Source organism: Enterobacter sp. RHBSTW-00975, from assembly GCF_013615235.1.
Taxonomy (GTDB): Bacteria; Pseudomonadota; Gammaproteobacteria; order Enterobacterales; family Enterobacteriaceae; genus Enterobacter; species Enterobacter ludwigii.
The window spans coordinates 2036103-2062443 of record NZ_CP055883.1 but is presented as its reverse complement, the minus strand read 5'-3'; the positions used below and the strand labels follow the sequence as shown (position 1 = coordinate 2062443).

Genomic DNA, 26341 nt, shown 5'->3' with positions numbered 1-26341 from the left:
GTGAAGCACTTCAATGGCCGTCGTCAAATATTTACTTAGCCATGTGATTTACTGCACATTTTTACCCACTTTTCCCTCTAAATATCGTCCTGCAGAGGCGCTTAACAGCTGTGCTTTAAACCGCTGCGCTGCATGGCTCTGCTCATGATGTTTCGACCATACCAGCCACATTTCCGAAACAGCATCGTCTTCGGCGATAGCAACCCAGCGCATTTCACGCAATTGTACCCGTTTAAACGAGGCCGGAAGAATAGAGACACCCAGCCCCGCCGCGACAAGCCCAATGATGGTCATCGCTTCCCCGACTTCCTGCGTAATGATCGGGGCAAGATCGTAGCGTCGTAACAGGCCCAGAATATCGTCGTACAGACCGGTACCTACCTGCGGGTCGAAAAAAACAAATGGCTCTTTTGCCAGCTCTGCCAGCGTGACCGCCGAACGCGAGGCGAGCGGATGATCGTGCGGGATCATTGCCATCAACGGTTCGCGCAGAATAACCTGCCACGCCAGCGTATCCGGGAGTTGGGTGTTACGCATCAGACCTAAATCAAGAGAACCTTCATTCAGCGGAGCGATTTGCTCGCGGGTATTAATTTCGCGCGTCTGAATATGCACATCCGGAAAATGCCGGCGAAACGACGACAGGGTCTGTGAAACAGCGCTGATAAACGGTGCAGACGAGGTAAACCCAATCCGCAACTCTCCGGTTTCCCCGAGATAAAGCCGCTCTGCCCGGGCTGCCGCCTCATCCACCATACTGAGAATTTGTCGGCTGTCGGCCAGAAATTGCTTCCCGGCCGCCGTCAGGCTCACGCTGCGGTTGGTCCGTGCCAGAAGGCGCGCCCCAACCTGTTGCTCAAGGATCTGGATCTGCTGGCTTAACGGGGGTTGTGAGATATTCAGTCTTGCCGCCGCGCGGCCAAAATGAAGCTCTTCAGCGACGGCGACAAAGTAGCGCAGATGACGCAGTTCGATATTCATATTTTTAAAGTATCATTTGAGATTATTAATATATTAGACAGAATATTTACATTTTCCTACTCTGATCGTGTGGTCATACCCGTCACCCGAAACCACGGGGATGTTTAAGCAAGGACATTGTGTGAGTCGTACATCTACCATTGATATCGATCCGGCCAGAGATATTGATGATTTACCCGCAGCATCGCAGCCGGTTCAGTTCATTAAACGTGGTACCCCCCAGTTTATGCGCGTCACGCTGGCGCTTTTCTCAGCGGGTCTGGCAACCTTCGCCCTGCTCTATTGCGTTCAGCCGATCCTGCCCGTTCTTTCCCATGAATTTGGCGTATCGCCTGCCAGCAGCAGTATTTCGCTCTCCATCTCTACCGGCATGCTGGCGATTGGTCTGCTTTTCACCGGGCCACTTTCCGACGCCATTGGCCGTAAACCGGTGATGGTTACCGCCCTGATGCTGGCTTCGATTTGTACGTTACTCTCGACGATAATGACCAGCTGGCACGGTATCCTGGTGATGCGCGCGTTAATTGGGTTATCCCTGAGCGGCGTGGCGGCGGTCGGGATGACCTATCTCAGCGAAGAGATCCACCCGAGCTTTGTCGCCTTCTCTATGGGGCTGTACATCAGCGGGAACTCGATTGGCGGAATGAGTGGACGTCTGCTGAGCGGGGTGTTTACGGACTTCTTTAACTGGCGTATTGCGCTGGCGGTGATCGGCTGCTTTGCCCTTGCGTCTGCGCTGATGTTCTGGAAAATCCTTCCGGAATCACGTCATTTTCGTTCTACCTCCCTGCGCCCGAAAACGCTGTTTATCAACTTCCGTCTGCACTGGCGTGACAAAGGGTTGCCGCTGCTGTTCCTGACCGGCTTTCTGCTGATGGGCTCATTCGTTACGTTGTTTAACTATATCGGTTATCGCCTGATGCTCTCCCCGTGGCATCTGAGCCAGGCGGTGGTAGGTCTGCTCTCTGTTGCGTATCTCACCGGTACGTGGAGTTCACCTAAAGCCGGAGCGATGACGGCCCGCTTTGGACGCGGTCCGGTTATGCTGGTCTCTACCGCCGTCATGCTGCTCGGCCTGTTGATGACCCTTTTCGCCTCCCTGTGGCTTATCTTCGCCGGGATGCTGCTTTTCTCTGCCGGTTTCTTCGCCGCTCACTCGGTGGCCAGCAGCTGGATTGGGCCACGTGCTCGCCGGGCCAAAGGCCAGGCGTCATCTTTGTATCTGTTCAGCTATTACCTCGGCTCCAGCTTTGCGGGGACGCTGGGTGGGGTGTTCTGGCATAACTATGGCTGGAACGGCGTGGGCGGTTTTATTGCGCTGATGCTCTGCGGGGCGCTGCTGGTAGGGACCCGTTTACACCAGCGTCTGCACTGATTCAGGGTTTGAAATCGAGCGTGTAGTTTTCCCCGATACGCTCACCAGGTACCACTGGGAGCACATGATCGTCACTGGCAGACTGTAAGGCCGCAATGGCGGCCTTACACAGTTCCGGATCGCTGCCTTTTACCACCTGAATGTGGGTCACATAGGCCGCGCCTTTGGGCTGGTGAATCTTTAACGAGCAGAGCTTCCCTTCATACTGCTCTGTGGTCGTCATCCTTTGTTTCACTGTTTCCACATACGCAAACGCCCATGCGTGCGCGGAGTCTTCTTCGGTGTTGAACGGGATCACGTCATGATGATGTGTCTGGCATCCCGTCAGCAACACTGCAATCCCTACACTCACAACCTTGTTCATTTTCCATCCGGCAGTCGTTTTTTTTAGGGTTATAGCACAGCGTTACTGAACGAAATAGCACCAAACTCTAAGGGGTAATGGCTTGGATTCAGGCGGGAATTTTGATACTACTCACTCTTCATGCCTGAAACATCGCCTTGCAAAGAGAAAACGAAATGAGCGAAAACAGCCACTACCAACAACTCACCCGCACCTTCCAGCGCCTCTCCCGTTTCTCCCACCTCTCCTCCATCGCCAGCTGGGATATGTTTACCATGATGCCACCGGGCGGCAGTGCCGCGCGCGGTGAAGCGCTGGCCGAAATGAGCGTTCTGCAACACCAGATCCTGACCGATAAAAAGGTGGGTGAATGGCTCACCGCCGCGGCCGGTGAGGACCTGAATGATATTGAACAAGCCAACCTGCGTGAAATGACGCGTCATTACCAGCAGGCGTCGCTGTTGCCGGAAGCGCTGGTGGAAGCCAAATCGCTGGCAGGCAGCAAATGTGAGCACGCCTGGCGTACCCAGCGCCCGGCCAATGACTGGCAGGGGTTTGCCGCCAACCTGAAAGAGGTCGTCAAACTGAGCCGCGAGGAGGCTCGTCTGCGTGCTGAAGCCAAAGGCTGCAGCCCTTACGACGCGCTGCTGGATATTTTCGAGCCGGACATGACCAGCGCGCGCCTGGACGTACTGTTCGCGGATATGAAATCCTGGCTGCCGGACCTGCTGGCAAACGTTGTGGAAAAACAGGCTCAGCAGTCGTTCGTTCCGCCGCAGGGCCCCTTTCCGACGGCAACGCAGCGTGAACTCGGGCTTGAAGCCATGAAGATGCTCGGCTTTGATTTTAACGGCGGTCGCCTGGACGTCAGTGCACACCCGTTCTGCGGTGGCGTGCCGGAAGATGTGCGCATCACCACGCGTTATGATGAGGACGAGCTGCTCAGCGCGCTGTTTGGCGTGATCCACGAAACCGGACACGCGCGCTACGAGCAAAACCTGCCGCGAACGTGGGCCGGTCAACCTGTCGCGCTGGCCCGTTCAACGGCGATCCACGAATCCCAGAGCCTGTTCTTTGAGATGCAGCTGGGGCGCAGCGACGCTTTCCTTAAACATCTCCTCCCTGCGGTTCACGCCCGTTTTGGCAGTCAGGCGGCGTTCAGTGAAGAGAACTTTATTGCCTGGAACCAGCGCGTGAAACCGGGCTATATCCGCGTCGATGCCGACGAAGTCAGCTACCCGGCACATGTGGTGCTGCGCTATGAAATTGAACGTGCGCTGATCAATGGCGATATCGAGGTGGATGACATTCCGGCACTGTGGGATGAGAAAATGCAGGCCTGGCTCGGGTTATCAACCAAAGATAACTACCGCAACGGCTGTATGCAGGACATTCACTGGACCGACGGCGGTTTTGGCTACTTCCCGTCCTACACGCTCGGCGCGATGTACGCCGCGCAATTGTTCCATGCGGCCAAAACGGCGCTGCCGGGTCTGCAGTCCTCCATCGCTGAGGGCGATTTCTCCGCCCTGTTTGACTGGCTGCGTCAGAACATCTGGCAGCACGGTAGCCGCTTCACCACTTCGCAACTGATTACCCAGGCGACGGGTGAAGACCTGAATATCCGTTACTTCCGCGAGCATTTGACGTCCCGTTATCTGTAATCCAGCGGCCGGAGTACGCTCCGGCCGTTTTCCTTTTGCGCACCCTGTACCGCCCTTTGTACATTCCGTTACACGCCGATACCAATCACTCACGGAAACCCCGAATTTACAGGGATATAGTTCTTTCAACGGCCCCGCAGTGGGGTTAAATGAAAAACCAAATTCGAGGGTATGAACATGAAAAAAGTATTAGCTCTGGTTGTTGCCGCTGCTATGGGTCTGTCTTCTGCTGCGTTTGCTGCTGAAACCACTGCTGCACCGGCTGCTGCTGCTCCAGCTGCAACAACGACTGCTGCTCCGGCAAAAACCGTACACCACAAGAAACACCATAAAGCCGCTAAACCTGCTGCAGAGCAAAAAGCCCAGGCTGCTAAAAAACACCACAAAAAAGCCGTTAAACAAGATGCCGCTAAACCGGCTGTAGAGCAGAAAGCGCAGGCCGCTAAAAAGCACCACAAAAAAGCGACCAAACCTGCTGTAGAACAGAAAGCCCAGGCCGCTAAAAAGCATCACAAAAAAGCAGTAAAACACGAAGCTGCTAAACCAGCTGCACAGCCAGCTGCGTAAGAGTACAAGCTTAACCGTGCCTTTCGGGGCACGTTGGTAAACCGGCGCTGAACCGGAAAGGTCCAGCGCCGTTTTTTTTATCCGGAGGGCGTATGCTGCGGCGCTATCGGTTTGAGCTGATTCTTATCCTGCTTATTTTATGCGCGCTCATCGCAAGCCATTTTTATCTTTCCTGATCGTAGCACGCTGATTTTACTCCCACTTTAGCGCTGTCCCGTCTATAGTATTTTCATAGGGTTCACTTTTAATAATCATAATTGCCCCCACCAGAGTGTGATATGCGTAAATCTGTTGTGTTGTTACTGGGAACGTTTGGTCTTTTTTCTGGATTCTCACATGCGGATGATGGCGGTGATGAAACCATTAGCGCGAAAGAGCTTAAAACGCTGTTTTTCGGTCATGACGATCGTACGCGCGTCGCCGATCCTACCCAGGCACCCTGGGACGCTATCGGGCAACTGGAAACCGCCAGCGGTAATTTATGTACCGCTACGCTGATTACCCCGCAACTTGCCCTGACGGCAGGCCACTGCCTGCTGACACCGCCAGACGGCAAGCCAGACAAAGCCGTTGCCCTGCGATTTGTGTCGCAAAAAGGGATGTGGCGTTATGAAATTCACGGTATTGAGGGACGGGTTGATGCTTCTCTCGGCAAACGTCTGAAGCCCGACGGTGACGGCTGGATAGTGCCTCCGTCAGCGGCATCCTGGGATTTTGGCCTGATCATTTTGCGCTACCCGCCTTCTGGCATTACCCCGCTTCCGTTATTTGACGGAGACAAAGCCGCGCTCACTGCCGCACTGAAAGCCGCCGACCGTAAGGTGACGCAATCAGGCTACCCTGTCGATCATCTGGACGCGCTTTACACCCACACGGACTGTATTGTCACAGGATGGGCGCAAAACAGCGTGCTCTCGCATCAGTGCGATACGTTACCCGGTGACAGCGGCTCGCCGCTGATGTTAAAAACGGATAACGGCTGGCAACTGATTGGTGTTCAAAGCTCTGCGCCAGCGGCAAAAGACAGATGGCGTGCAGATAACCGGGCCTTAGCCGTGACCGGTTTTCGTGACAAGCTGGAAGCACTGGCGCAGCAGTAGCTCAGCACTGTCTGACCTGACGTAACGCCCTGATTGATTCAATCGGCATCGGCTGGCTGAACCAGAACCCCTGCAGCTGATCGCAGCCAGCCAGTCGTAACAATTTCATCTGCTTTTCGTTTTCCACCCCTTCAGCGACCACCGCCATGCCCAGGGCATTGGCGATCCTCACCGTGCCGCTCACCAGCGCCGCCGCCTGCTCATCGTTGTCCACCAGCCCGGCCAGTGATTTATCGATCTTAATGGTGTCGAAATTAAAACGCCGCAAATAGCCAATACTCGAATAGCCCGTGCCAAAATCATCCAGCGCCACCGCGGTGCCCAGCGCTTTAAGGTTGGCAATCGCCGTGCGGGCACGCTCGGGGTTTTCCAGCACATAGGTCTCCGTGACTTCGAGCTGGAGTCGCCTGGCCGGGAAACGGGTGCTTTCCAGAACCCAGGCCACTTTTTCTTCGAATTCAGGATCGCGAAACTGCGCCGGGGAGATATTAACGGAGAGCTTTAATTCGCTGTACGGCTCCAGATCCTGGCAGGCACGCTGCAAAACAAACTGGCCCAGTTTGTAAATCAGCCCGCTCGTTTCCGCAATGGAAATGAAGGTATCCGGACCGAGTTCACCTTCCGGACGACGCGGCCAGCGAACCAGCGCTTCCACACTGCTCATTTTCTGACTGCGGGCGTCAATAATCGGCTGGTACCAGACCTCAAACTCGTCTCGCTCCAGTCCGTTACGGATCTGGTTTTCAATCGCAAGCTTGCGTTCCCGGGCGTTATTCAGCGCCGCGTCATAGTGGGTGACACGCCCTTTCCCGCTAATTTTGGAATGGTACATGGCGATATCGGCGCGGCGAAACAGCTCGGAACTGGTGCATTCAATCAGGGTTCCGCTGGCAATCCCGATGCTGGCACCGATATGAATGGTGCGCTCCCCCAGACGAATGGGGGTATTGAGAAAATCCAGTACGGATTCGGCAAAGGTGGTCGCCAGCGCTTCTGCCCCTTCACCGCCGATGGTCATGGCAAACTCATCGCCTCCCATGCGCGCCAGCATCCCACCCGGTGGAACGCATTCATTCAGCGTTTTGGCGATGGTCACAATGAGATCGTCACCGACGCTGTGGCCGTAGATATCGTTGACGTCCTTGAAGCCATCCAGATCGATAAACACCACGCTTTTGACGTCAATATCGCCACGCAAACTCACGCGGTCCAGCGCTTCAATGAGTGCGCGGCGGTTCGGCAGATGGCTTAGCCAGTCCGTTCTGGCGACCAGACGCGCCTGGCTTTCTCCGCGGGCCAGTTTGTACAGGCCCACACAGCTCACCATAATAAACAGCAGGATCAGCACCGATGCCAGCACCACTATCTGCGTGATATCAGATGATGCGGCCCGGGCCGCCTGCGCGCCAGGAAGGCGTGCCTGCCAGTTGAGGTAACCCAGTAACTCCCCAGCAGAACTGCGCAGCGGCATACTCAGACTGTTGATTTTATCCGGGGTAAAGTTGAGGTTATCAATCTGAAAGGTCTGCCCCAGATCGGATAATATGCCGCTATTCAAATGGCGGGTAATCACCAGATAGCGGCGCGTACCGTCGTTAACCTGCAATCGCCCGATCATCGGTCGGATCAGCCCTATTCCGACAAACGCGACGCCGTGACGCGTTCGAGTGATCCCGGCATAAATATTCTTCTGGCTGGGTAATTCACGTCCGTGCTGCTGAATAAGCGCTTGCAGGCCTTTGCCAAAAAAGTCGAGATTCGTCTCCGCAAAAGGCTGGCTTTGAAACGATCCCCAGATAACGTTGAAATGCTCATCCAGCACGAAAGTGCCGTCATAGAGGTTATTGACTTTAAAGCCCGCTCCCCAGGTGTTGTATAACCATTCGGTATCGAGCTTTGGGCGGTAGACCTCGCGTACCGCATCGTCCCAGACGGCATTATCTATCACCAGGGTCGAGACACGGTTAACCGACGTTTGTATCGCACCCTGCACGGAAAGCGTGGTGCGGTGCTCGTCAATTTCATTGGTTTTGGTGCTGATCAGGTGCAGAGATAAATAGAGCAGCGCGACAATGGAGATGATTAAGCCGATCCCCGCCATGAAGATCATGGCGAACAATGTTCTCGCGGTGGGAATATTGCGCCAGCTTAATGTGCGATACATTAGCCATCCTCTTCAATGTTTTGCTTTTTTTAAGAGTAATACAGGCAGCGAATTTCGCTGCCTGTAAATAATGGCTTAACGTGTATCAGGCGAGTTTTATCATGATCATGCCGGCAAGCAGCAATATCAGTCCAATCCAACCTTTGTTATTTAAACGCTGACCGAACAGCACCCAGCCGGCTGCCAGGGTGGCGGCAATACCAAACCCGCCCCACAGCGCATAGGCCACGGACAGATCGATACCCTTCACTGCCTGTGACAGGGCGCTGAACGCCCCCAGTACGGCGGCAATCGACAACAGTCCGTAAATTTTACGACGAAAACCGTCAGAGAATTTTAGCAGGACGTTCGCTAAAATCTCCAGCACGATGGCAAACCCCAACCAGGCCGCGTGGATCCATTCAAACTGCTGCATGGGTCTGCTCCTTCGGCTGCTTAGTCGGTTTGCGTGTACCCGATTTAATCAGCACGATACCTGCTACCAGCGTCGTTAACCCGGCAATCTTCATTGTTGATAATGTTTCGTCAAATAATAAGACGCTGAACAGGGTGATCAACAAAATACCGATCCCTTCCCACAGCGCATAGGCCACACCCAGCGCAATTTTCTTCACTGCAAACGACAGGAAAATATAGGAAAGTGAAATCATCACCAGCATTAAAATAAAGCCGGTATTGCCATCGCTGACGCTTGCCCATTTCATCGACAGCGTGCCGGTAATTTCAGCGATAATAGCAAGGGCTAATAAAATCCAGTAAAACATGTTTTTCTCCTGCTTGAGAATATAATCCATCGTGGCCTGCTGCGTGCAGCAAACCCAAAAATATGAAATTAAATCAGACAGCTAAGCGCGTAGCGCCAGCTTAGGCAGAAGATGTGACTATAGCGCGTTGCGCCAGTGTTGCTCACCAGAAAGAAGGCAGAAGGAAGTGAAAAATACAGCGGTGTTGTTTGAAGAATACGTCCTGAACAAATTGTCCATAAAATTACAATTATCCGCGTTGTTGCTTCTCGTCTTTGCGGATGAAAATTGTCCTCGGTAGTTGAACACGCCAAATTTGTACCATAAGTAAGGCTTTTACTCAAAGTCTTTTCAATTCTTTACCCATCCCGTTTGATTTTGGTTAGTTTATTGAAACGGCTTTCGCCTTTATTATAAATAAAAATATTATTCAGGAACCCCCATGGCTAAACCCATCATTACCCTGAACGGGCTAAAAATTGTCATCATGCTGGGCATGCTGGTGATCATATTGACGGGCGTCCGTTTTGCCGCCGACATCATCGTGCCGTTTATTCTGGCCCTGTTTATTGCGGTGATCCTTAACCCGCTCATACAGCGCATGACGCGGTTCCGCATCCCGCGCGTGCTGGCAATCACGATGCTTATCAGCATCATTATTATTGCCATGGTGCTGCTGGTCGCTTATCTCGGCACCTCCCTCAATGAACTGACGCGAACGTTACCGAAATACCGCTCGTCGCTGGCGATACCGCTGTTGCAGCTAGAACCCTGGCTGCAGCGTGCGGGAATCGAAGTCTCCGTTGAGGAGTTGCTGAAGTACATTGATCCGAATGCCGCCATGACCCTCGTCACTGGCCTGCTGGCGCAGCTCTCTAACGCCATGACCTCGATTTTCCTGCTGTTTTTAACGGTGGTGTTCATGCTGTTGGAAGTACCGCAACTGCCCGCAAAACTGCAGCAAATTATGGTCCGTCCGGTTGAAGGCATGGGGGCGATTCAACGCGCGCTGGATAGCGTCTCCCGCTATCTGGTCCTGAAAACCGCCATTAGCCTGGTCACCGGGGCCGTGGTCTGGGGAATGCTGATGGCGCTGGATGTCCGGTTTGCGTTCGTCTGGGGATTACTGGCCTTTGCGCTCAACTATATCCCCAACATCGGTTCGGTGCTGGCCGCTATCCCCCCTATTCTGCAGGTGCTGGTGTTCAGTGGGTTCTATGATGCTCTGATTCTGCTGGCCGGGTATCTGGTGATTAACCTGGTGTTCGGGAACATTCTTGAGCCACGCATGATGGGGCGTGGTCTGGGATTGTCCACGCTGGTGGTATTTCTGTCCCTTATATTTTGGGGATGGCTGCTCGGCCCGGTCGGCATGTTGCTCTCCGTTCCGCTGACCATCATTGTGAAGATTGGCCTCGAACAGACGGCGGGCGGGCAAAGTATCGCCGTGCTGCTGAGCGATATGAGCCATAAGCCAGTCGAATAACCTCCGCAGATGCCTGTCTCGTCTCCCTTACCGGGGGTGACGAGACAGGCAGGCGTTACGGCCTTCGCGCGCGGCGCCCGGCGCACAACAAAATGGCTACTCGCGCCATCCCATTGCCGGTGCAACATGCTTCAGAATGGACTCGATAACATGCGCGTTGTAATCCACCCCGAGCTGGTTCGGCACGGTGAGCAATAAGGTGTCCGCTTCGGCAATCGCTTCGTCCTGTTTCAACTGCTCAATCAGCTTTTCAGGCTCAGCGGCATAGCTGCGTCCGAAAATTGCGCGCGTTTTCTCATCAAGGTAACCCACGCTATCGCTGTCGTTCCGGCTTGCGCCGAAGTACATGCGGTCACGATCGTCCATCAGCGCAAAAATACTGCGGCTGACCGAGACGCGCGGCTGACGAGTATGCCCTGCTTCCGCCCAGGCCTGTCGGTAGGCGCGGATCTGTTTTGCCTGCTGAATATGGAATGGCTCACCGGTTTCATCATCTTTCAGGGTTGAGCTTTGCAGGTTCATCCCCAGTTTTGCAGCCCATACCGCTGTCGCGTTCGACCCTGCGCCCCACCAGATGCGCTCACGTAAACCTTCGGAATGTGGCTCCAGGCGCAGCAGTCCCGGTGGATTTGGGAACATGGGTTGTGGGTTCGGTTTTGCAAACCCTTCTCCGCGCAGCACCTCAAGCAGTACCTCGGTATGTCGGCGCGCCATATCTGATTCGTTTTCCCCTTCCTGCGGGACATAACCAAAATGACGCCAGCCATCAATGACCTGCTCCGGAGAGCCCCGGCTGATCCCCAGTTGCAAACGTCCGCCGGAGATTAAATCCGCCGCGCCCGCATCTTCCGCCATGTACATCGGATTTTCATAGCGCATATCGATCACACCAGTACCGATTTCGATGCTTTTCGTTTTCGCACCGATCGCCGCCAGTAAGGGGAATGGAGAGCTGAGTTGACGGGCAAAATGATGCACACGGAAATAGGCACCGTCTGCGCCCAGCTCTTCAGCAGCGACGGCCAGGTCGATGGATTGCAACAGGGTGTCCGTCGCGGAACGCGTGCCGGACTGAGGTGACGGTGTCCAGTGACCAAATGACAAAAAGCCGATCTTTTTCATAACGAGATATCCTGATGATGCTTTGCGTTATCTCTACTTTACGCATTACCCGGGGAGAATAAATGCCCTTTATTTAACGGAATAATTCAAATAAATTGACTGAATTGAGCGGATCGCAATGACGCCCCATAATGAGATATAGTGCGTCTTTCTTTTTCCCTGGCAGGTAAAACCGGCAATGGCTCTGATCCCTAAAAACTACGCGCGACTGGAAAGTGGCTACCGTGAAAAGGCATTAAAAATCTATCCCTGGGTCTGTGGACGCTGCTCACGCGAGTTCGTCTATTCAAACCTGCGCGAGCTCACGGTTCACCATATCGATCACGATCATACTAATAACCCGGAAGATGGCAGCAACTGGGAGCTGTTGTGCCTGTTTTGCCACGACCATGAACACTCGAAATACACCGAAGCAGATCAGTACGGTACTACCGTTGTGGCGGGTGAAGACGCGCAAAAAGACATGGGCGTGGCCACTTTCAACCCGTTTGCCGATCTAAAAGCGATGATGAATAAGAAGAAATAATTCCCTAATATTGCCCCTCTTCGTCATATGGGCCGCACAGTTACAGGTAAAAGGATATGGATACACTCCGTTGCTACTGGGACGTTTTTTTCAATGCTTATGGCTCACTGCTCATGAAAACCGTGCTGGTATTACTGCTGGTGTGGTGGTGTCATCAAACCCTGCAGCGCTTCAGAAAAGAAGCCCCTGACGCTACCGGCCCCATTGCCGAGGCCAATGCCAGAGAACGCTACCAGTGGCGCTACTTGCGGTGGGCTTTAAGTAGCATCCAGGGCATCCTTTCCCTGTATATTATAGGGTTGATTATTACGACGCTTTTTACGTAGCGGATACGGTTTCTGCCCTGAAGACGTCTCAGGTAGCCTCTGTATTTAACAGTCCGCATTGTCGATGATAAGCCGGGGACGCATGCGCAGACTCGATACAGTCCAGCGTCCCCCTGTGGATCACTCAACCGTCAGCGCAAAACAATTTTTCAGTACAGAGGCAATATCATCTTCTGCCAGCTGCTGCGTTTCCACGCCCTGCGCGGTGATCGTTTTCAGCACGTTACCCAGCAAAATCTGGCGTCCTTCCGGGCGATGCTGTACGACGAGCAGCTTCTGCACAAAAATGGCGTCCGGGTGCGTGGAGTTAAGGTAGTTAGCAGGCACAAAATCAATCCACTCCTGAGGAGAGAGGTCAAAGCCGTACTGACTGGCCCATTTACCCTCCACCCATGCCTGAAGCAGATACTCACCCTCCGCGTTACGGGTCAGCCGGAACGTGTCGAAATCCTGCCGGATATCCGTATCAAGCATGTCTAACGCCATCGGCGCACGGATGCCGTAGCTACCGAACCCGAGGTCACAAAGCCACTGACGACCGTCAGTCTCAGCAATGAGTGCCATATGGGTTTTAGGCCGACGCACCGGGTAGAACATCGGGCGCGCCGCGACAAAACGCCAGCGAATGCCCAATGCCTCCAGCGCCATCGCAAATAGCCCATTCACCTCATAGCAATAGCCGCCGCGCTTCTGCCTCAACAGCTTATCGGCAATGTCTTCGGGTACCAGCGAAACGACTTTACCCGCCTGTACATCCCCATTTTCAAAGGGTATCGAAAAGAGCTGATGGCGCATAAGCGCATGCAGGGTTGCAGTATCGGCAGCCGCAGGGCCGGTATAGTTTATGCGCCTGAAATAGGCAGAAATATCGAAATTGTCGCTGTGCATAGTGCCTCCTTGTCTGGAACATGCCGGACACTATAGATGGGGCACTTCATTGGCTGTATAGTCAGTTTTATCGAAAATTTGACTGCACAGATCCCCATGGCCGCCCCGTCCCCCCATTACCGTCGGATTGCTGAGATGCTGCGTCTTACGCTGGCTTCAGGCGCGTTGCAAATCGGCGACCGGATGATCTCTGCACGTAAACTGGCCGAGCGCGAACAGGTCAGTCTCCCGACGGCACTGGAAGCACTCCGCTGCCTTGAGGCCGAAGGCCTGATCGTTGCGCGTCCGCGTTCGGGCTACTACGTCCGTCAGACCCGCCAGTCCCGATGCGTGCAGCCCACGCGTTCCCTGCCCGGCCCCGTGCCTGTGACAATGTCAGCCGTCGCGCGATCGTTATTCAGTAGTGCAGAAGCCCGGCTGGTACCGCTGGGGGCTGCCTTGCCCGACCCCGCGTGGCTACCAGGCGATACCCTGCAACGTGCGCTGCAGTCTGCAGGTCGACGTCTGGAAGCACGTGGGCAAAGCTATAGTCTGCCTCCGGGACGGGTTGATTTGCGCAGTAAGATTGCAGCCCGGGCAGCGCAATGGGGCGGCCGTTTTGGTGCAGAGGATCTCATCATTACCGCTGGCGCGACACAGGCGCTGCGTCTGGCGTTGCGGGCTGTGTGCCAGCCTGGCGACGTGGTAGCGATAGAACAACCCGCCTATTTCGGTACGCTGTTGCTGCTGGAAGATTTGGGCCTGAAGGCGCTGGAGATCCCAACCGATCCTCAAGAAGGGTTGTTGCTGGCGCCGCTCGCCGATGCTATTCGGTGCCATCATCCAGCGGCCGTTCTGGCCTCGCCCACCGTGCAAAATCCGCTGGGCGCCAGTATGTCCGTCCCCCGCAAGCAGGAACTTGTTGCCCTGCTGGAAGATGCAGGTATCCCGTTAATTGAGGACGATGTTTATGGCGATCTGGTCGGCGAAGGGCAACGTCCTCCGGCCTGTAAAGCGTTCGACCAGAGCGGGAATGTCATTTACTGCAGTTCATTGTCTAAAACGCTTGCGCCCGGATGGCGCATCGGCTGGATTGCGCCCGGACGTTACCACGCCCAGGTCCTGCAGGCGCGTATGGCCGGAGACTGGGCAGGCGCGCCGCTGTTCGAGGCCGCAACGAGCGAAATCCTGACCAGTGGCGACTACGATCGTCATCTGCGGCGGCTAAAGCGGCGCATCGCGGAGGGGATTGGTGCCGTCATTGCGCGCGTCAAGGCAAGCTTCCCTCCCGGCACGCGCGTTAACGTGCCGGCTGCCGGTTTCCTGTTGTGGGTTGAACTTCCACACCAGGTGAATGCACTGGAGGTGCACCGCCGCGCGCTGGCACTGAACATTGGCGTTAGCCCCGGGCCGCTGTTCTCCCCCCGCGCACACTTAACGAATTACCTGCGATTAAATTGTGCCAACGAACCCACGCCTCTCCTGCTGAATGCGGTGGATCGGATTGGCGCGCTTTGTCATGAACTGGCCGGCTCCTCTGGCCCTATTCCAGAAAGTGAACATTGAGCGTTCTTTACTCCCTGCATCCGGGTTCGCGTTTTTTACTGCCGTCAGAAACGCACTCCCCTTTTTTTACGGAATAATACGTGCCGCTCTTAGCTGCGAGAACAGGCTGAAAAACATCTCATCGGTTGCCTGCATTCGCGTGAACCCTGACCGGCGGAGCTTACTGCCGTCGCCAAACATGTCGTAATTCCAGCTAAAGACAAAATCGGCAAAATGCCCGTCGTTCAGCTGCAAAATATCCGCCTCCACCAACCGATCCCCGGCAATGTCGCGCCATAACGCACGATAGTCCTTAAACAGCTGATGGAATGACAATCTGACCGGCGGCGCAGAGTCCAGTTCAAACCAGCGAGCGATGCGCGGCCACAGCTCGCTCCAGCGCCAGATGTCCCCATTATTCACGTTGAAAGCCTGGTTATTAGCCCTACGTGATGTGGCTGCCCACAGCGTTGCCTCCGCCAGCAATCCGGCGTCAGCATGATCAACAATGCTGTGCCAGGTCTGTTCCGAACCGGGAAAACGCAGAGGTAAACCCAGAGCCTTACACAGGGACGCATACAGTGCGATGCTCAGCGCAAGGTTCATGGTATTGCCTGGCACCGAACTGCCCACCACGCCTGGCCTGATGGCATTCCAGTGCCAGCGTTTTCCCCGCTGAAAATCACGGAGCCACGCGAGCTGAGCGGCGTTAAATTCTGCCCCGGGTACGCCCGGATCGCTTTCGCGTGCCGGGGTTTTGAACGGTCCCAGGTGCGCGCCATACACTTTGTATCCCTGCATCAGGCTTACCGTCTGCAAAGGTGCCGTTTTTTCAATATTGCTGACCAGGTTGCGCAACATCGTGACGTTCGGTTCAACCATTTCCGTCCAGCTCCCGGCATTCATCCAGGCGCTGTAAAAAATATGGGTGATCTCGCCAGCGGCTTGCAAAGCCCTGGCGCTATCCTCCGCATCCAGTAAATCAACGTTGATCAGCGAAATAGCATCAGGATGGGATAAGGCATGGCGGCTCAGGCCAATCACCTGCCATTTGTTGTCCAGGAGCGTTTTGACGAGCTGTCTGCCTACGATCCCGCTGGCGCCAGCGACCAGCGCGACGTTTTGTGGCTGCATCTTATTCACGGTGTTTCTCCAGTTAGGGTGACAGACACAGTGTGATATATTATTTTTTCCCTACATATCCCCTGAATTCGATGGCACTTATAAGAAAAAACATTAAATGAACAATAAGCTCAACGCCATTTCCACCTTTCTGCGCGTCGCAGAAGCGGGTTCCTTTTCGGCAGCCGCTCGCCAGAGCGGAATGAAGCAGTCTGCCGTCAGCCAGCAGATTGCCGCCCTGGAACAGGAGCTCGGGGTGGTATTACTGCATCGGACAACGCGAATGATGAAGCTCACCGAGCAGGGTGAACGTTATCGCCGTGATATGCAGCTTTTGCTGGATGCCATGCAGGAAGCGGAGAGACGGTTGAACCCTGCCGATCATCAGTTTCAGGGCAGCGTCCATGTTCAGTTGCCAAGCGGTCTGGGGCAGATCGTTTTGCCCCCTCTGCTGGCGCTTCAGCGCCTGCATCCGGCATTGCACCTGACGCTGTCCCTGGATGACCGCATTGCCGACCTGGTGAGCGAAGGGGTGGATGTCGCGCTACGCCTTAGCGCTGAGCCTCCGCAATCGCATGCGGCACGTCTGCTGATGCGGATTGAAACCGCGCTGTTCGCTGCTCCCGGCTTTCAGGCGGTACACTCCGTCAGCGAACTGGCGGCACATCCCCATGTGCGATTTAGCGGCATCCCGCGGGATGCGCCTCTACGGTTGATCGCCGGTGAGGAAACAATTGACGTGAAAGTGCATACCGTTTTTCGTGCCAACACCAGTGACGCCCTGTTACAGGCGCTGGAGTCAGGCATCGGGATTGGCGGCATGCAGCTGCCGCTTGCGGCAAAGGCGTTGCAAGCCGGCACGCTGGTGCCGGTATTACCGGCCTGGCGGTTACCTGACCGGTATCTCTATGCCGTCTACCCCGACGCCCGCTTTATCCCACAACGCGTCAGAAGCGTGATACAGGTGATCGAACAAATCCTGCCGTCGCTTGCCAAATAACCGGCGTCTACTTCGCTACCGGCAAATCCGCGTACCGCGTCGTATAAGCCGGTGACAACATCTCGCGCTTCATCGCCCAGGATTTCTCAATCCCCTGCCCGGCAAACCATATCTTCCCTTTCCCGGAATGATTCACGCTGTCGATCAGCGCCATCAGCGCCGCGCTGTTGGCGCGCAAACGGTTATCGTCAAATAAATTCAGCTGGGCGACGCCGCTACTGAAAAAGTCCGCCAGCATCACCCCCGCTTTCATGTAGCGATAGCCGTCAAGCCATATGCGCCCCAGCGCATCGGTGGCGGCACGGATGATATCGCGCGAGTCATTGGTGGGCGTCATCAGGGTGACAGACGCCTGATTGCCGTAATAAACCTCGTTGTCCGCATGCGGGCTGGTACGCAAAAACACGCTGATAAAGCGACAATATTGATGCTCGCTGCGCAGCTTTTCCGCAGCCCGTTCAGCGTAGGCGCAAATGGCCTGGTGCATCTCCTCGTATTGCGTAATACGGTGTCCAAACGAGCGGCTACAGATAATCTGCTGCTTCGTGGGCGTGAACTCTTCCAGATCAAGACAGGGCTCGCCGCGCAACTCGCGCGCCGTGCGCTCCAGGACAACGTTAAAATGTTTGCGGATGACCCACGAGGAAGCTTGTGCCAGATCCAGCGCCGTGGTGACGCCCATCGCATTAAGTTTTTTGGTAATGCGCCGCCCGACGCCCCACACCTCCTCTACCGGTACGCGCGCCAGCAGTTTACGCTGCCGCTCGCGATCCGATAAATCCACTACGCCTCCCGTGCTGCTCCACCGCTTTGCCGCATAGTTGGCCAGCTTCGCCAGCGTTTTCGTGGGGGCAATGCCTACGCCAACGGTTAATCCCGTATTTTTAAACACCTGCGTGCGCATATGATGACCAAACGCCTCCAGCGCCATGCAGTTGCTGACGCCAGCAACGTTCACAAACGCCTCATCAATGGAGTAAATCTCTATGGCCGGGGCGAAGTCGGTCAGCGTCTGCATCACCCGGCTGCTGAGATCGGCGTAAAGCGCATAGTTCGAGCTAAAGACGTAAACCCGCGCGGGAAAGCGCTTCTCTTTGAATTTGAAATACGGCTCGCCCATTTTTATATCGAACTGCTTTGCCTCCCGCGACAGCGAAATAATGCAGCCGTCGTTATTGGAGACCACCACCACGGGTTTGCCCCGCAGATCGGGCCGAAACACCGTCTCGCAGGAGGCATAAAAGCTGTTCACATCAACCAGCGCGAACATGTTTATGCGTTTTGAGTGTGTGGGTGACAACACCGAAGATCTGCAGTTCCTCTTCGGACTGAAACGTGATCGGCTGATAGCGAACGTTATGCGGCACTAACCTCAGGATCGGGCGGGTCTGCAGCTCTTTGACCGTAAACTCACCCGCGACGGATGCCACCACAATATCCCCGTGCACGGCGTTTAACGAACGATCGACGACCAGCAGATCGCCATCGCCGATCCCAACGCCGATCATCGAGTCTCCGCTCACCTTCACAAAGTAGGTCGCGCTGGGATGCCTGACGGCCAGGCGGTTAAGATCGAGACGATCTTCCACATAATCCTGCGCCGGGCTTGGAAAACCACACGCTACGCGTTCTACAAATAACGGTAATTCAAGGGGTTGCTTTGGATAATAAGAAAAGAGAGTGTCCATAAATGCCTTTCTCGCCAGATACTGTATATAAATACAGTATTACGGATTATGGACAAGGATCAAGGTCCTTTACGGAGGTCACCCCAAACGCATTGAAGTGTGAGCGGATTTAATTCAGCCGTATCCTGCGCATCGGCGAAAGAATAGCCAGATAACGCCTGCGGCAGCGACATTCAGGTTTCAAGAGGGACAAAAAAGCCCAAAGCACTGCTTTGGGCTTATGCCTGTCTGTCTTAATCCGCCAGCGAATCAAGCGTTTCCAGCGCGTCAGCCGGAAGTACCAGCTCCGCCGCCGCAAGATTTTGTCGCAGATGCGCCACGGAGGAGGTGCCGGGGATCAACAGGATGTTCGGCGAGCGTTGCAGCAACCACGCCAGCGCGACCTGCATTGCCGTTACGCCCAGCGAATCAGCGACCGCCTGCAGCCCGGATGATTGCAGGGGTGTAAAACCGCCCAGCGGGAAGAACGGCACATACGCAATCCCCTGCTGCGCCAGCGAATCCACCAGCGCATCATCGCCACGGTTCACGATGTTGTACATGTTCTGCACACACACCACCTGCACCATCTTCTGCGCTTCCGCAACCTGGGTGGCCGTGACGTTGCTCAGGCCAATATGGCGCACCAAACCTTGCTGTTGTAACTCGGCCAGCGTGGCGAGAGGTTCAGCAATTGAGCCTTCTGCTGGCCCGTGTGCGCTGAACATGATGCGCAGATTAACCACGTCCAGCACATCCAGCTGCAGATTACGCAGGTTGTCATGTACCGCATGCGTCAGTTCCTGCGCGGAGAAGGCCGGCAGCCAGGAGGCATCACTGCCGCGACGGGCACCGATCTTGGTGACGAGCGTCAGATCGTCGCGGTACGGATGAAGCGCCTCACGGATCAGCTGGTTGGTGATATGCGGCCCGTAAAAATCGCTGGTATCAATGTGATTCACCCCAGCAGCCACCGCTTCGCGGAGCACATCCAGCGCGGCATTTTTGTCCTTTGGAGGACCAAACACGCCCGGCCCGGCAAGCTGCATCGCGCCATAGCCAAGCCGTTTAACCGTCCGCGACCCCAGTGCGTACGTCCCGCTTTTATCAATGCTGCTCATGTCGACCTTCCTCATAAAAATGATCCGGATTTACAACGAGTTCCTTAACAGACCCCGTAGTTAAGCGCGAGTTAAATTAAAGTTTAATTTCTCTACGACGATAGTATTTGTGTAACCCTGCATCTTCTCTAACGGACGACCGCTATGCTGAAAAATCTGCACGTGATTACCGGTATTATCTTTGCTCTCACCATATTCTGTCTGTTGCAAGTTGTCACGGGAGGGTTGTTCTACTCTGCCGTCAGCAACGACCGCCATAACTTCCAGAACTCCGGGGTGCTCAATGCCCAGCAGGAGAGCCTGAGCGACAGCGTGAACACGCTGATCAAAACGCGCGTCACCGTCACCCGCGTGGCGATCCGCTACCTGAAAAACCAGCGCGACCCGGCGTCCCTTGCGGCGATCAACAAACTGCTTGGCACCGCGGCTGATTCTCTGGCTAAAGCGGAAGCCTATAACAAAGAGTGGCAGAAAATGCCGCAGGTTAACGGCCAGAACGCGGCATTAACCGACGAAATGCAGAAATCATGGAGCCAGATGCATGAAGTGATGCGTCTCTCAATTGCGTATCTGCGTGCCGACAACTACCAGGCCTATGGCGATCTGGATGCCCAACAGGCCCAGGACGATATGGAAGGGGTTTATAACCGCTGGCGCGCCGAAAACAACACCCTGCTGAAAGCCGCAACCGAAGAGAACCAGAGCAGCTTTACCCAGATGCAATGGACGCTGGCAGCGATCTTCCTGGCCGTGATCGCGGTACTGGTGGTGATCTGGCAGGGTTTACAACACCTGCTGTTAAAACCGCTCCACATGATTATGAACCATATTCGCGCCATTGCGGGCGGCGATCTGACGCAGGATATCGCCCTGTCTGGCCGCAATGAGATGGGTCAGCTGGCGGCGGGTCTGCATGAGATGCAGCAGTCGCTGGTGACCACCGTCAGCGCCGTGCGTGGTAGCACCGACTCCATTTACACAGGCGCAGGTGAAATAGCCGCCGGAAGCAACGATCTGTCTGCCCGCACCGAGCAACAGGCGGCTTCGCTGGAGGAGACGGCAGCCAGCATGGAAGAGCTGACCGCAACGGTTAAACAGAACTCCGACAACGCCCGTCAGGCTACGCTACTGGCGAAGAACGCTTCAGAAACGGCGGCCCGTGGCGGTCACGTGGTCGATAACGTTGTCCGTACCATGACCGAAATCGCCGACAGCTCGCAGCAAATTGCGCACATTACCGGCGTGATTGACAGCATTGCCTTCCAGACAAACATTCTGGCGCTTAACGCGGCGGTGGAAGCCGCGCGTGCCGGGGAGCAAGGTCGTGGCTTTGCGGTCGTCGCAGGTGAAGTCCGCACGCTGGCCAGCCGCAGTGCGCAGGCGGCGAAAGAGATCAAAGGGCTGATTGAGAACTCCGTCAGCCGGGTGAATACCGGTTCAGAGCAGGTCAGCGAAGCGGGCGCAACCATGAAGGAGATTGTCGCTGCCGTGACCCGCGTGACCGATATCATGGGCGAGATTTCGTCGGCGTCCGATGAACAGAGCCGCGGCATCGAACAGGTGAGCCTGGCCGTTTCGCAGATGGACAGCGTCACACAGCAAAACGCCGCGCTGGTACAGCAATCCGCCACGGCGGCGGCGGCCCTGGAAGATCAGTCGGAACAACTGCGCCAGGCTGTGGCAGCGTTTCGCCTGAACGGAAAGGAAAAAGCCACCGCGCCCCGCCCGGCCACGGTGAAAACCCCACAGCTGTTACGCCCGGCAACGGCCAACACCGCCACCGACAGCAACTGGGAAACCTTCTGAGTGACAGGCGGGCGAACGTCTCGCCCGCCAGAAGCGCTTAACGGCTGCGCTTAGCGTGCCGTTCCCAGTTCTCCTGTTTCGCTTCGTCAGACTTTCGTAGCGAAACATAGCATGCTCCGCTGCCGCCGTGATGCGGCAGCGCCACGCAAAAGGCCTGCACTTCCTCGAACTCGGTTAACCAGCGCGCCAGATAGCTGCGTACCACGTTGGGATGGGCGTTCTGCTCCCGCCCTTTTCCATGAATGATCACCAGGTTACGTAATCCATCGCGTCCAGCCTGGCGGATAAAGGAAAACAGCATCTGCCGGCAACGCTCGGCGGGCTGGCGTAACAGATTTAAGCTGGCCTGGCGGGAATATTTACCCGAGCGGAGCTTATCAATAACGCCCTGTTGCACCCCTTCCCGTCTGAACGCCAGCGGCTCATCCAGGGGCAGAAGTTCCAGGAAGCCCAGGGTCAGGAAGTTATCCAGTTGCTCGGTATCAATCTCCTGACGCGTTCGCGTGTTGCGGCTCGGCTGCCAGTGAATATCCGTGCAGCGCTTCAGGGGCTGGATACCCTCCATGGCGTCAAGAAAAAGTGATTTGTCGTCAGGGTTCATGGACATCCTCCCGCTACATCTGAGCCTGTACTATACCTGCGCCAGGCATGGGCCTCAATAACCGCTACCCCAGGATGAGGGCATAAATATTAACCTGATGAATATAAAAATTATTTCTTCGCAAAAGTTAAACGCGACTTAACTTAAATTTCAGCACACATAAAACAGAAAGTTTAGGTTAAAAAAATGTGGAATCAATGATGCTAAAACATATCTTTTTGAGGGTTGGCTGTTATAATTAAATAAACCTGCTTCACGGATATAACATTCAGGATCTGCGAAGGGAAGCACTGCTGTGTGTTGTAGGGTCTGTCTGATGTCGGACAGGCTCTGTTTTTTTATTTTACTCCCCACTTCACTCCGATACTATTTTCCGCGCCTCTCTTCTGAATTGCGTAATTAACGATTCGGTCAGGGGTGTCTGACGAGAATCACGACGCTGAATTAAATAATAGGCCGCTTTAGGTAGCGATTCGACAACGGGCAGCATAACCAGACGGTGCGCCAGCAGCGGGTCACAGCCCAGTTCCTTTGGCAGGATACTTAAAAAATCACTTTGTGCAACAAGGCTAATGCAGGAAGAAAACGTTTCGCAGACAACGTCAATGCGTGGTATTTGCGAGCGATGAGTAAAAACATCTTCTAATTGCTTATAATAACTCCCGCGTGGCGTCGGCATTGTCCAGTTATAATTCAGCAATTCGGTAATGGATGTCGCGCCCGTCGCCGGATGCCCTTCCCGACAAAATACGGCGAAAGGCTTTTCGAACAATTTTTCAAACGTAAACTCATGATCGTACGGCCCCTGATAATAGGTATTGATGGTGAAATCCAGCTCGCCCTGGCGTAATTCATTGATCATCGACACCAGTTGCCCTTCCATAATCCGGACTTTTACCTGCGGATGTTGTGCATGAAAGCGGGTGATCACCGCGGGCATAAGGCTTCGCGAAATACTGGCTCCCATTCCAATGTTAATCTGCCCGGCCAGTTCCCCCTGGCGCTGGCGGATATCATCCTGCGCCGCGCGTAACTCTTCCAGAATCAGCCTGGCGCGCGAGTAAAACCCTTCCCCACACTCGGTCAATGCGACGCCTTTACTCCTGCGCACAAAAAGCTGCGCCGCCATCCCCTCTTCCAACTCTTTGATCGATTTGGTCAGCGCCGGTTGCGAAAGATTAAGCGTCCTGCTAGCACCGCGGATACTGCCCTGACGCGCGACTTCAACAAACGCCCGGATTTGATGAAATTTAATCTGAAATGACATAGCCCGACCGATAACCGTTGTTTATCAGAGTAAAGAAACTGTCATCTACTTTAATGGAAATGGATGTGCGAGGGTAATTCCTGAACGGTTAAAACTGTGAAAAAACGGTTAGTGATAAGTAAAAACTATCACAGCGTGAAGCAGTTCACATATTTTAATGATGACAGGAACAGATATGGAATCACTGGCGCAGTACATCCAGACATTAGCCCCACAACTGAGCGCATGGCGTCGCAATTTTCACCATTTCGCGGAGTCCGGATGGCTCGAATTTCGCACGGCGGCGAAAGTCGCGGAAATCTTAGACCAGCTGGGTTATTCGCTGGCGATGGGCCGCGACGTGGTGGACGCCGAAAGCCGTATGGGATTACCCGATGACGCCACGCTGGCGCGAGAGTTTGCCCGCGCCCGGGCGCAAGGCGCACCAGAGAAATGGCTGGCCCCGTTTGAAGGGGGATTTACCGGCATTGTGGCGACCCTGAATACCGGCCGGCCAGGCCCGACGCTGGCGTTTCGCGTGGATATGGACGCGCTGGATTTAAGCGAAGCACTCGATGACAGCCATCGCCCGTTCCGCGACGGGTTTGCCTCCTGCAACCCGGGGATGATGCACGCCTGCGGCCACGATGGCCACACCACCATTGGTCTGGGGCTGGCGCACGTGCTTAAGCAGAATGAATCGCAACTCAATGGCACCATCAAACTGATCTTCCAGCCTGCCGAGGAAGGCACCCGAGGCGCTCGCGCCATGGTGGCCGCCGGGGCGCTCGACGACGTGGACTACTTCACCGCGATTCACATTGGCACCGGTGTGCCCGCCGGTGTGGTAATTTGCGGCAGCGATAACTTTATGGCCACCACCAAGTTCGATGTGCATTTTACCGGGGTTGCCGCACACGCCGGCGGTAAACCGGAGGACGGCCGTAATGCCCTGCTCGCCGCGGCTCAGGCCGCTATCGCGCTTCACAGCATTGCCCCACACAGCGAAGGTGCATCGCGGGTGAATGTCGGCGTGATGCAGGCCGGCAGCGGACGCAACGTCGTGCCGGCTAACGCCCTGCTCAAGGTTGAAACCCGCGGCGTAAGCGAAGCCATTAACCAGTACGTCTTTGAACGCGCGCAGGCCGTGATTACCGGTGCGGCGGCACTCTACGGCGTGAGCGTCGAGATGCGTCTGATGGGCGCCGCCACCGCCAGTGCCCCTACACCGGCCTGGGTAGATTATCTGCGCCAGCAGGCAAGCCAGGTGACCGGCGTGGTGCAGGCCATTGACAGAGTCAACGCCCCCGCAGGTTCCGAAGACGCGACGCTGATGATGGCCCGCGTGCAGCAGAACGGCGGAATGGCGTCGTATATGGTGTTCGGTACCGAGTTAAGCGCAGGTCATCACAATGAAAAATTTGATTTCGATGAGCAGGTCATGAACCTCGCTATCGAAACGCTGGCGCGCACTGCGCTTAATTTCCCGTGGACGCGAGGTGTGTAATGCAGGAGAACTACGCTTTTATTGCCGATGCCATCGACACGCGATGTCAGCTGTTAACCGATATTGCCGACGACATCTGGGATCACCCTGAAACGCGTTTTGAAGAGTTCTGGTCCGCGGAACGGATTGCCGGCGCGCTGGAAGCGGAAGGTTTCACCCTGACCCGTGAAGCCGGCGGGATTCCGAATGCCTTTATCGCCTGCTTCGGCAGCGGTAAACCCGTTATCGCCCTGCTGGGGGAATATGATGCTCTGGCCGGATTGAGCCAGCAGGCACATTGCGCGACGGCACAGTCCGCCACGCCGGGTGCCAACGGCCACGGCTGTGGCCACAATTTGCTGGGAACGGCAGCGCTGGCGGGTGCCATTGCGGTGAAAAGCTGGCTGGAGCAGCACGGGGGGAGCGGCACCGTGCGTTTCTACGGCTGTCCTGGTGAAGAAGGCGGTTCAGGTAAAACCTTTATGGTGCGCGAAGGTTTGTTTGATGACGTTGATGCCGCCGTCACCTGGCACCCTGAAGCATTTGCCGGCATGTTTAACGTCAGCACGCTGGCCAATATTCAGGCCGCCTGGCGGTTTCACGGCGTGGCGGCACATGCTGCTAACTCGCCACATCTGGGGCGTAGCGCGCTGGATGCCGTAACGCTGATGACCACCGGCACCAATTTCCTCAACGAACACATCATTGAGAAAGCGCGCGTTCATTACGCTATCACCGATACCGGTGGAATCTCACCCAACGTGGTGCAGGCGCAGGCTGAAGTGCTGTATCTGATCCGCGCGCCGGAAATGGCCGATGCGCAGCAGATCTACGAACGTATCGAGAAAATCGCTCAGGGCGCGGCAATGATGACCGAAACCACCGTTGCGTGTCGCTTTGATAAAGCCTGCTCCAGCTACCTGCCCAACCGCACGCTCGAAGCGGCGATGTATCGCGCCCTGCAACATTACGGCACACCGGAGTGGACGGAAGAGGAGCGCCAGTTTGCGCAGGATATTCGTGCCACGCTAACGCCAAATGACCTGCAAAACAGCCTGAAGAACATTGCCGCGACGGGGCGAGAAGCCGGTAACGCTTTTGCGCGCCGTCAGCAGGAGATGTTACTGACAGATGAGGTCGCACCTTACGCCATTACCGATAACGTACTGGCCGGGTCAACCGATGTGGGCGATGTCAGCTGGAAAATGCCGGTGGCACAGTGTTTCAGCCCCTGCTTTACCATCGGAACGCCTTTGCATACCTGGCAACTCGTGGCTCAGGGGCGAACCTCCATTGCTCATAAAGGCATGCTGCTGGCCGGAAAAGTGATGGGCGCAACCGCGCTAAATCTGCTCCAGGATGCAACGCTGCTGCAACAATGCCGGGAAGAGTTCGAACAACAAATCACCGAAAAGCCGTACGTGTGTCCGATTCCGGCAGGCGTGACACCGTCACCTTTAAAATAATAAAACACAACACAACA

General features: G+C 55.4%; 25 protein-coding genes. 12 read left to right on the top strand and 13 right to left on the bottom strand.

From position 1 onward, the window contains the following. Positions 1 to 48: 48 nt before the first annotated feature. Entirely contained in the window at positions 49 to 981 is a 933-nt protein-coding gene (locus HV340_RS09990; RefSeq protein WP_032678049.1) for a LysR family transcriptional regulator, read from the bottom strand. 121 nt (positions 982 to 1102) lie between these two features. Between HV340_RS09990 and HV340_RS09985 the strand changes: the two genes are divergently transcribed. Beyond that, a complete protein-coding gene (locus tag HV340_RS09985) occupies positions 1103 to 2356 on the top strand; it encodes an MFS transporter (protein ID WP_063925028.1) in 1254 nt (417 codons plus the stop codon). Position 2357: 1 nt separating this feature from the next. Here HV340_RS09985 and HV340_RS09980 read toward each other — a convergent pair whose 3' ends face one another. Continuing rightward, a complete protein-coding gene (locus tag HV340_RS09980) occupies positions 2358 to 2720 on the bottom strand; it encodes a cell envelope integrity protein TolA (RefSeq protein WP_181216492.1) in 363 nt (120 codons plus the stop codon). A 155-nt stretch (positions 2721 to 2875) separates the two neighbouring features. On the opposite strand from HV340_RS09980, the gene HV340_RS09975 reads away from it, so the two are divergent. From HV340_RS09975 to HV340_RS09965, 3 genes are all read left to right on the top strand, one after another. Beyond that, the gene (locus HV340_RS09975; RefSeq protein ID WP_059306010.1) at positions 2876 to 4363 is read left to right on the top strand and encodes a carboxypeptidase M32; all 1488 of its coding nucleotides are present in this window, start codon (positions 2876 to 2878) and stop codon (positions 4361 to 4363) included. A 177-nt stretch (positions 4364 to 4540) separates the two neighbouring features. Further along, a complete protein-coding gene (gene asr, locus HV340_RS09970) occupies positions 4541 to 4930 on the top strand; it encodes an acid resistance repetitive basic protein Asr (RefSeq protein WP_032670412.1) in 390 nt (129 codons plus the stop codon). Between the two features lie 278 nt (positions 4931 to 5208). Then, the gene (locus HV340_RS09965) at positions 5209 to 6030 is read left to right on the top strand and encodes a serine protease (protein WP_020884292.1); all 822 of its coding nucleotides are present in this window, start codon (positions 5209 to 5211) and stop codon (positions 6028 to 6030) included. A gap of 1 nt (position 6031) precedes the next feature. On the opposite strand, the gene HV340_RS09960 is transcribed toward HV340_RS09965, so the two are convergent. From HV340_RS09960 to mdtJ, 3 genes are all read right to left on the bottom strand, one after another. Further along, complete coding sequence (locus tag HV340_RS09960) at positions 6032 to 8194, bottom strand: bifunctional diguanylate cyclase/phosphodiesterase (protein ID WP_020884293.1); 2163 nt, start codon at positions 8192 to 8194, stop codon at positions 6032 to 6034. 85 nt (positions 8195 to 8279) lie between these two features. Next, positions 8280 to 8609, bottom strand: coding sequence for a multidrug/spermidine efflux SMR transporter subunit MdtI (gene mdtI, locus HV340_RS09955; RefSeq protein ID WP_014169849.1), 330 nt, complete (start codon positions 8607 to 8609; stop codon positions 8280 to 8282). Then, a complete protein-coding gene (gene mdtJ / locus HV340_RS09950; protein ID WP_025204323.1) occupies positions 8596 to 8958 on the bottom strand; it encodes a multidrug/spermidine efflux SMR transporter subunit MdtJ in 363 nt (120 codons plus the stop codon). Before mdtJ ends, mdtI begins: the two co-directional genes overlap by 14 nt. Positions 8959 to 9379: 421 nt before the next feature. On the opposite strand from mdtJ, the gene HV340_RS09945 reads away from it, so the two are divergent. Continuing rightward, complete coding sequence (locus HV340_RS09945) at positions 9380 to 10423, top strand: AI-2E family transporter (protein WP_014169847.1); 1044 nt, start codon at positions 9380 to 9382, stop codon at positions 10421 to 10423. 96 nt (positions 10424 to 10519) lie between these two features. Here the strand turns inward: HV340_RS09945 and HV340_RS09940 are convergent, their stop codons facing one another. Beyond that, positions 10520 to 11545: an LLM class flavin-dependent oxidoreductase gene (locus HV340_RS09940; protein WP_049023846.1), complete on the bottom strand. Its 1026-nt coding sequence runs from the start codon at positions 11543 to 11545 to the stop codon at positions 10520 to 10522. 178 nt (positions 11546 to 11723) lie between these two features. On the opposite strand from HV340_RS09940, the gene yajD reads away from it, so the two are divergent. Together yajD and HV340_RS09930 are read left to right on the top strand one after the other, a co-directional pair. Then, positions 11724 to 12071: an HNH nuclease YajD gene (gene yajD / locus HV340_RS09935; RefSeq protein WP_014169845.1), complete on the top strand. Its 348-nt coding sequence runs from the start codon at positions 11724 to 11726 to the stop codon at positions 12069 to 12071. Between the two features lie 56 nt (positions 12072 to 12127). Then, on the top strand, positions 12128 to 12397 hold the full coding sequence (locus HV340_RS09930) for a hypothetical protein (protein WP_063925031.1): 270 nt from the start codon (positions 12128 to 12130) through the stop codon (positions 12395 to 12397). A 120-nt stretch (positions 12398 to 12517) separates the two neighbouring features. Here the strand turns inward: HV340_RS09930 and HV340_RS09925 are convergent, their stop codons facing one another. Beyond that, a complete protein-coding gene (locus HV340_RS09925) occupies positions 12518 to 13285 on the bottom strand; it encodes an arylamine N-acetyltransferase (RefSeq protein ID WP_063925032.1) in 768 nt (255 codons plus the stop codon). Positions 13286 to 13321: 36 nt separating this feature from the next. On the opposite strand from HV340_RS09925, the gene HV340_RS09920 reads away from it, so the two are divergent. Further along, a complete protein-coding gene (locus tag HV340_RS09920; protein ID WP_063925033.1) occupies positions 13322 to 14830 on the top strand; it encodes a PLP-dependent aminotransferase family protein in 1509 nt (502 codons plus the stop codon). 66 nt (positions 14831 to 14896) lie between these two features. On the opposite strand, the gene HV340_RS09915 is transcribed toward HV340_RS09920, so the two are convergent. Then, a complete protein-coding gene (locus tag HV340_RS09915; protein ID WP_063925034.1) occupies positions 14897 to 15952 on the bottom strand; it encodes an SDR family oxidoreductase in 1056 nt (351 codons plus the stop codon). 97 nt (positions 15953 to 16049) lie between these two features. Between HV340_RS09915 and HV340_RS09910 the strand changes: the two genes are divergently transcribed. Beyond that, on the top strand, positions 16050 to 16931 hold the full coding sequence (locus tag HV340_RS09910; protein WP_014169840.1) for a LysR family transcriptional regulator: 882 nt from the start codon (positions 16050 to 16052) through the stop codon (positions 16929 to 16931). A gap of 7 nt (positions 16932 to 16938) precedes the next feature. Here HV340_RS09910 and umuC read toward each other — a convergent pair whose 3' ends face one another. The 3 genes from umuC to HV340_RS09895 all read right to left on the bottom strand — a co-directional run bounded on the left by umuC (position 16939) and on the right by HV340_RS09895 (position 19719). Then, complete coding sequence (umuC, locus tag HV340_RS09905) at positions 16939 to 18201, bottom strand: translesion error-prone DNA polymerase V subunit UmuC (RefSeq protein WP_014169839.1); 1263 nt, start codon at positions 18199 to 18201, stop codon at positions 16939 to 16941. Further along, complete coding sequence (gene umuD, locus HV340_RS09900; RefSeq protein ID WP_014169838.1) at positions 18185 to 18619, bottom strand: translesion error-prone DNA polymerase V autoproteolytic subunit; 435 nt, start codon at positions 18617 to 18619, stop codon at positions 18185 to 18187. The genes umuC and umuD overlap by 17 nt, the downstream gene beginning before the upstream one ends. A gap of 233 nt (positions 18620 to 18852) precedes the next feature. Beyond that, entirely contained in the window at positions 18853 to 19719 is an 867-nt protein-coding gene (locus tag HV340_RS09895) for an aldo/keto reductase family oxidoreductase (protein ID WP_063925035.1), read from the bottom strand. 144 nt (positions 19720 to 19863) lie between these two features. Here HV340_RS09895 and HV340_RS09890 point away from each other — a divergent pair, with 144 nt between their 5' ends. Next, on the top strand, positions 19864 to 21525 hold the full coding sequence (locus tag HV340_RS09890) for a methyl-accepting chemotaxis protein (RefSeq protein ID WP_014169836.1): 1662 nt from the start codon (positions 19864 to 19866) through the stop codon (positions 21523 to 21525). A gap of 37 nt (positions 21526 to 21562) precedes the next feature. Here HV340_RS09890 and smrA read toward each other — a convergent pair whose 3' ends face one another. Both smrA and HV340_RS09880 read right to left on the bottom strand, forming a co-directional pair. After that, the gene (gene smrA, locus HV340_RS09885) at positions 21563 to 22126 is read right to left on the bottom strand and encodes a DNA endonuclease SmrA (protein ID WP_044866938.1); all 564 of its coding nucleotides are present in this window, start codon (positions 22124 to 22126) and stop codon (positions 21563 to 21565) included. Between the two features lie 355 nt (positions 22127 to 22481). Beyond that, positions 22482 to 23393, bottom strand: a complete 912-nt coding sequence (locus HV340_RS09880) for a LysR family transcriptional regulator (protein ID WP_014169834.1) — start codon at positions 23391 to 23393, stop codon at positions 22482 to 22484. Between the two features lie 175 nt (positions 23394 to 23568). Between HV340_RS09880 and HV340_RS09875 the strand changes: the two genes are divergently transcribed. Together HV340_RS09875 and HV340_RS09870 are read left to right on the top strand one after the other, a co-directional pair. Beyond that, positions 23569 to 24879 carry a M20 family metallo-hydrolase gene (locus tag HV340_RS09875; protein WP_063925036.1) on the top strand — a complete coding sequence of 437 codons (1311 nt, stop codon included), beginning with the start codon at positions 23569 to 23571 and terminating at the stop codon, positions 24877 to 24879. Then, entirely contained in the window at positions 24879 to 26324 is a 1446-nt protein-coding gene (locus HV340_RS09870) for a M20 family metallopeptidase (protein WP_181216491.1), read from the top strand. The genes HV340_RS09875 and HV340_RS09870 overlap by 1 nt, the downstream gene beginning before the upstream one ends. Positions 26325 to 26341 lie beyond the last annotated feature (17 nt).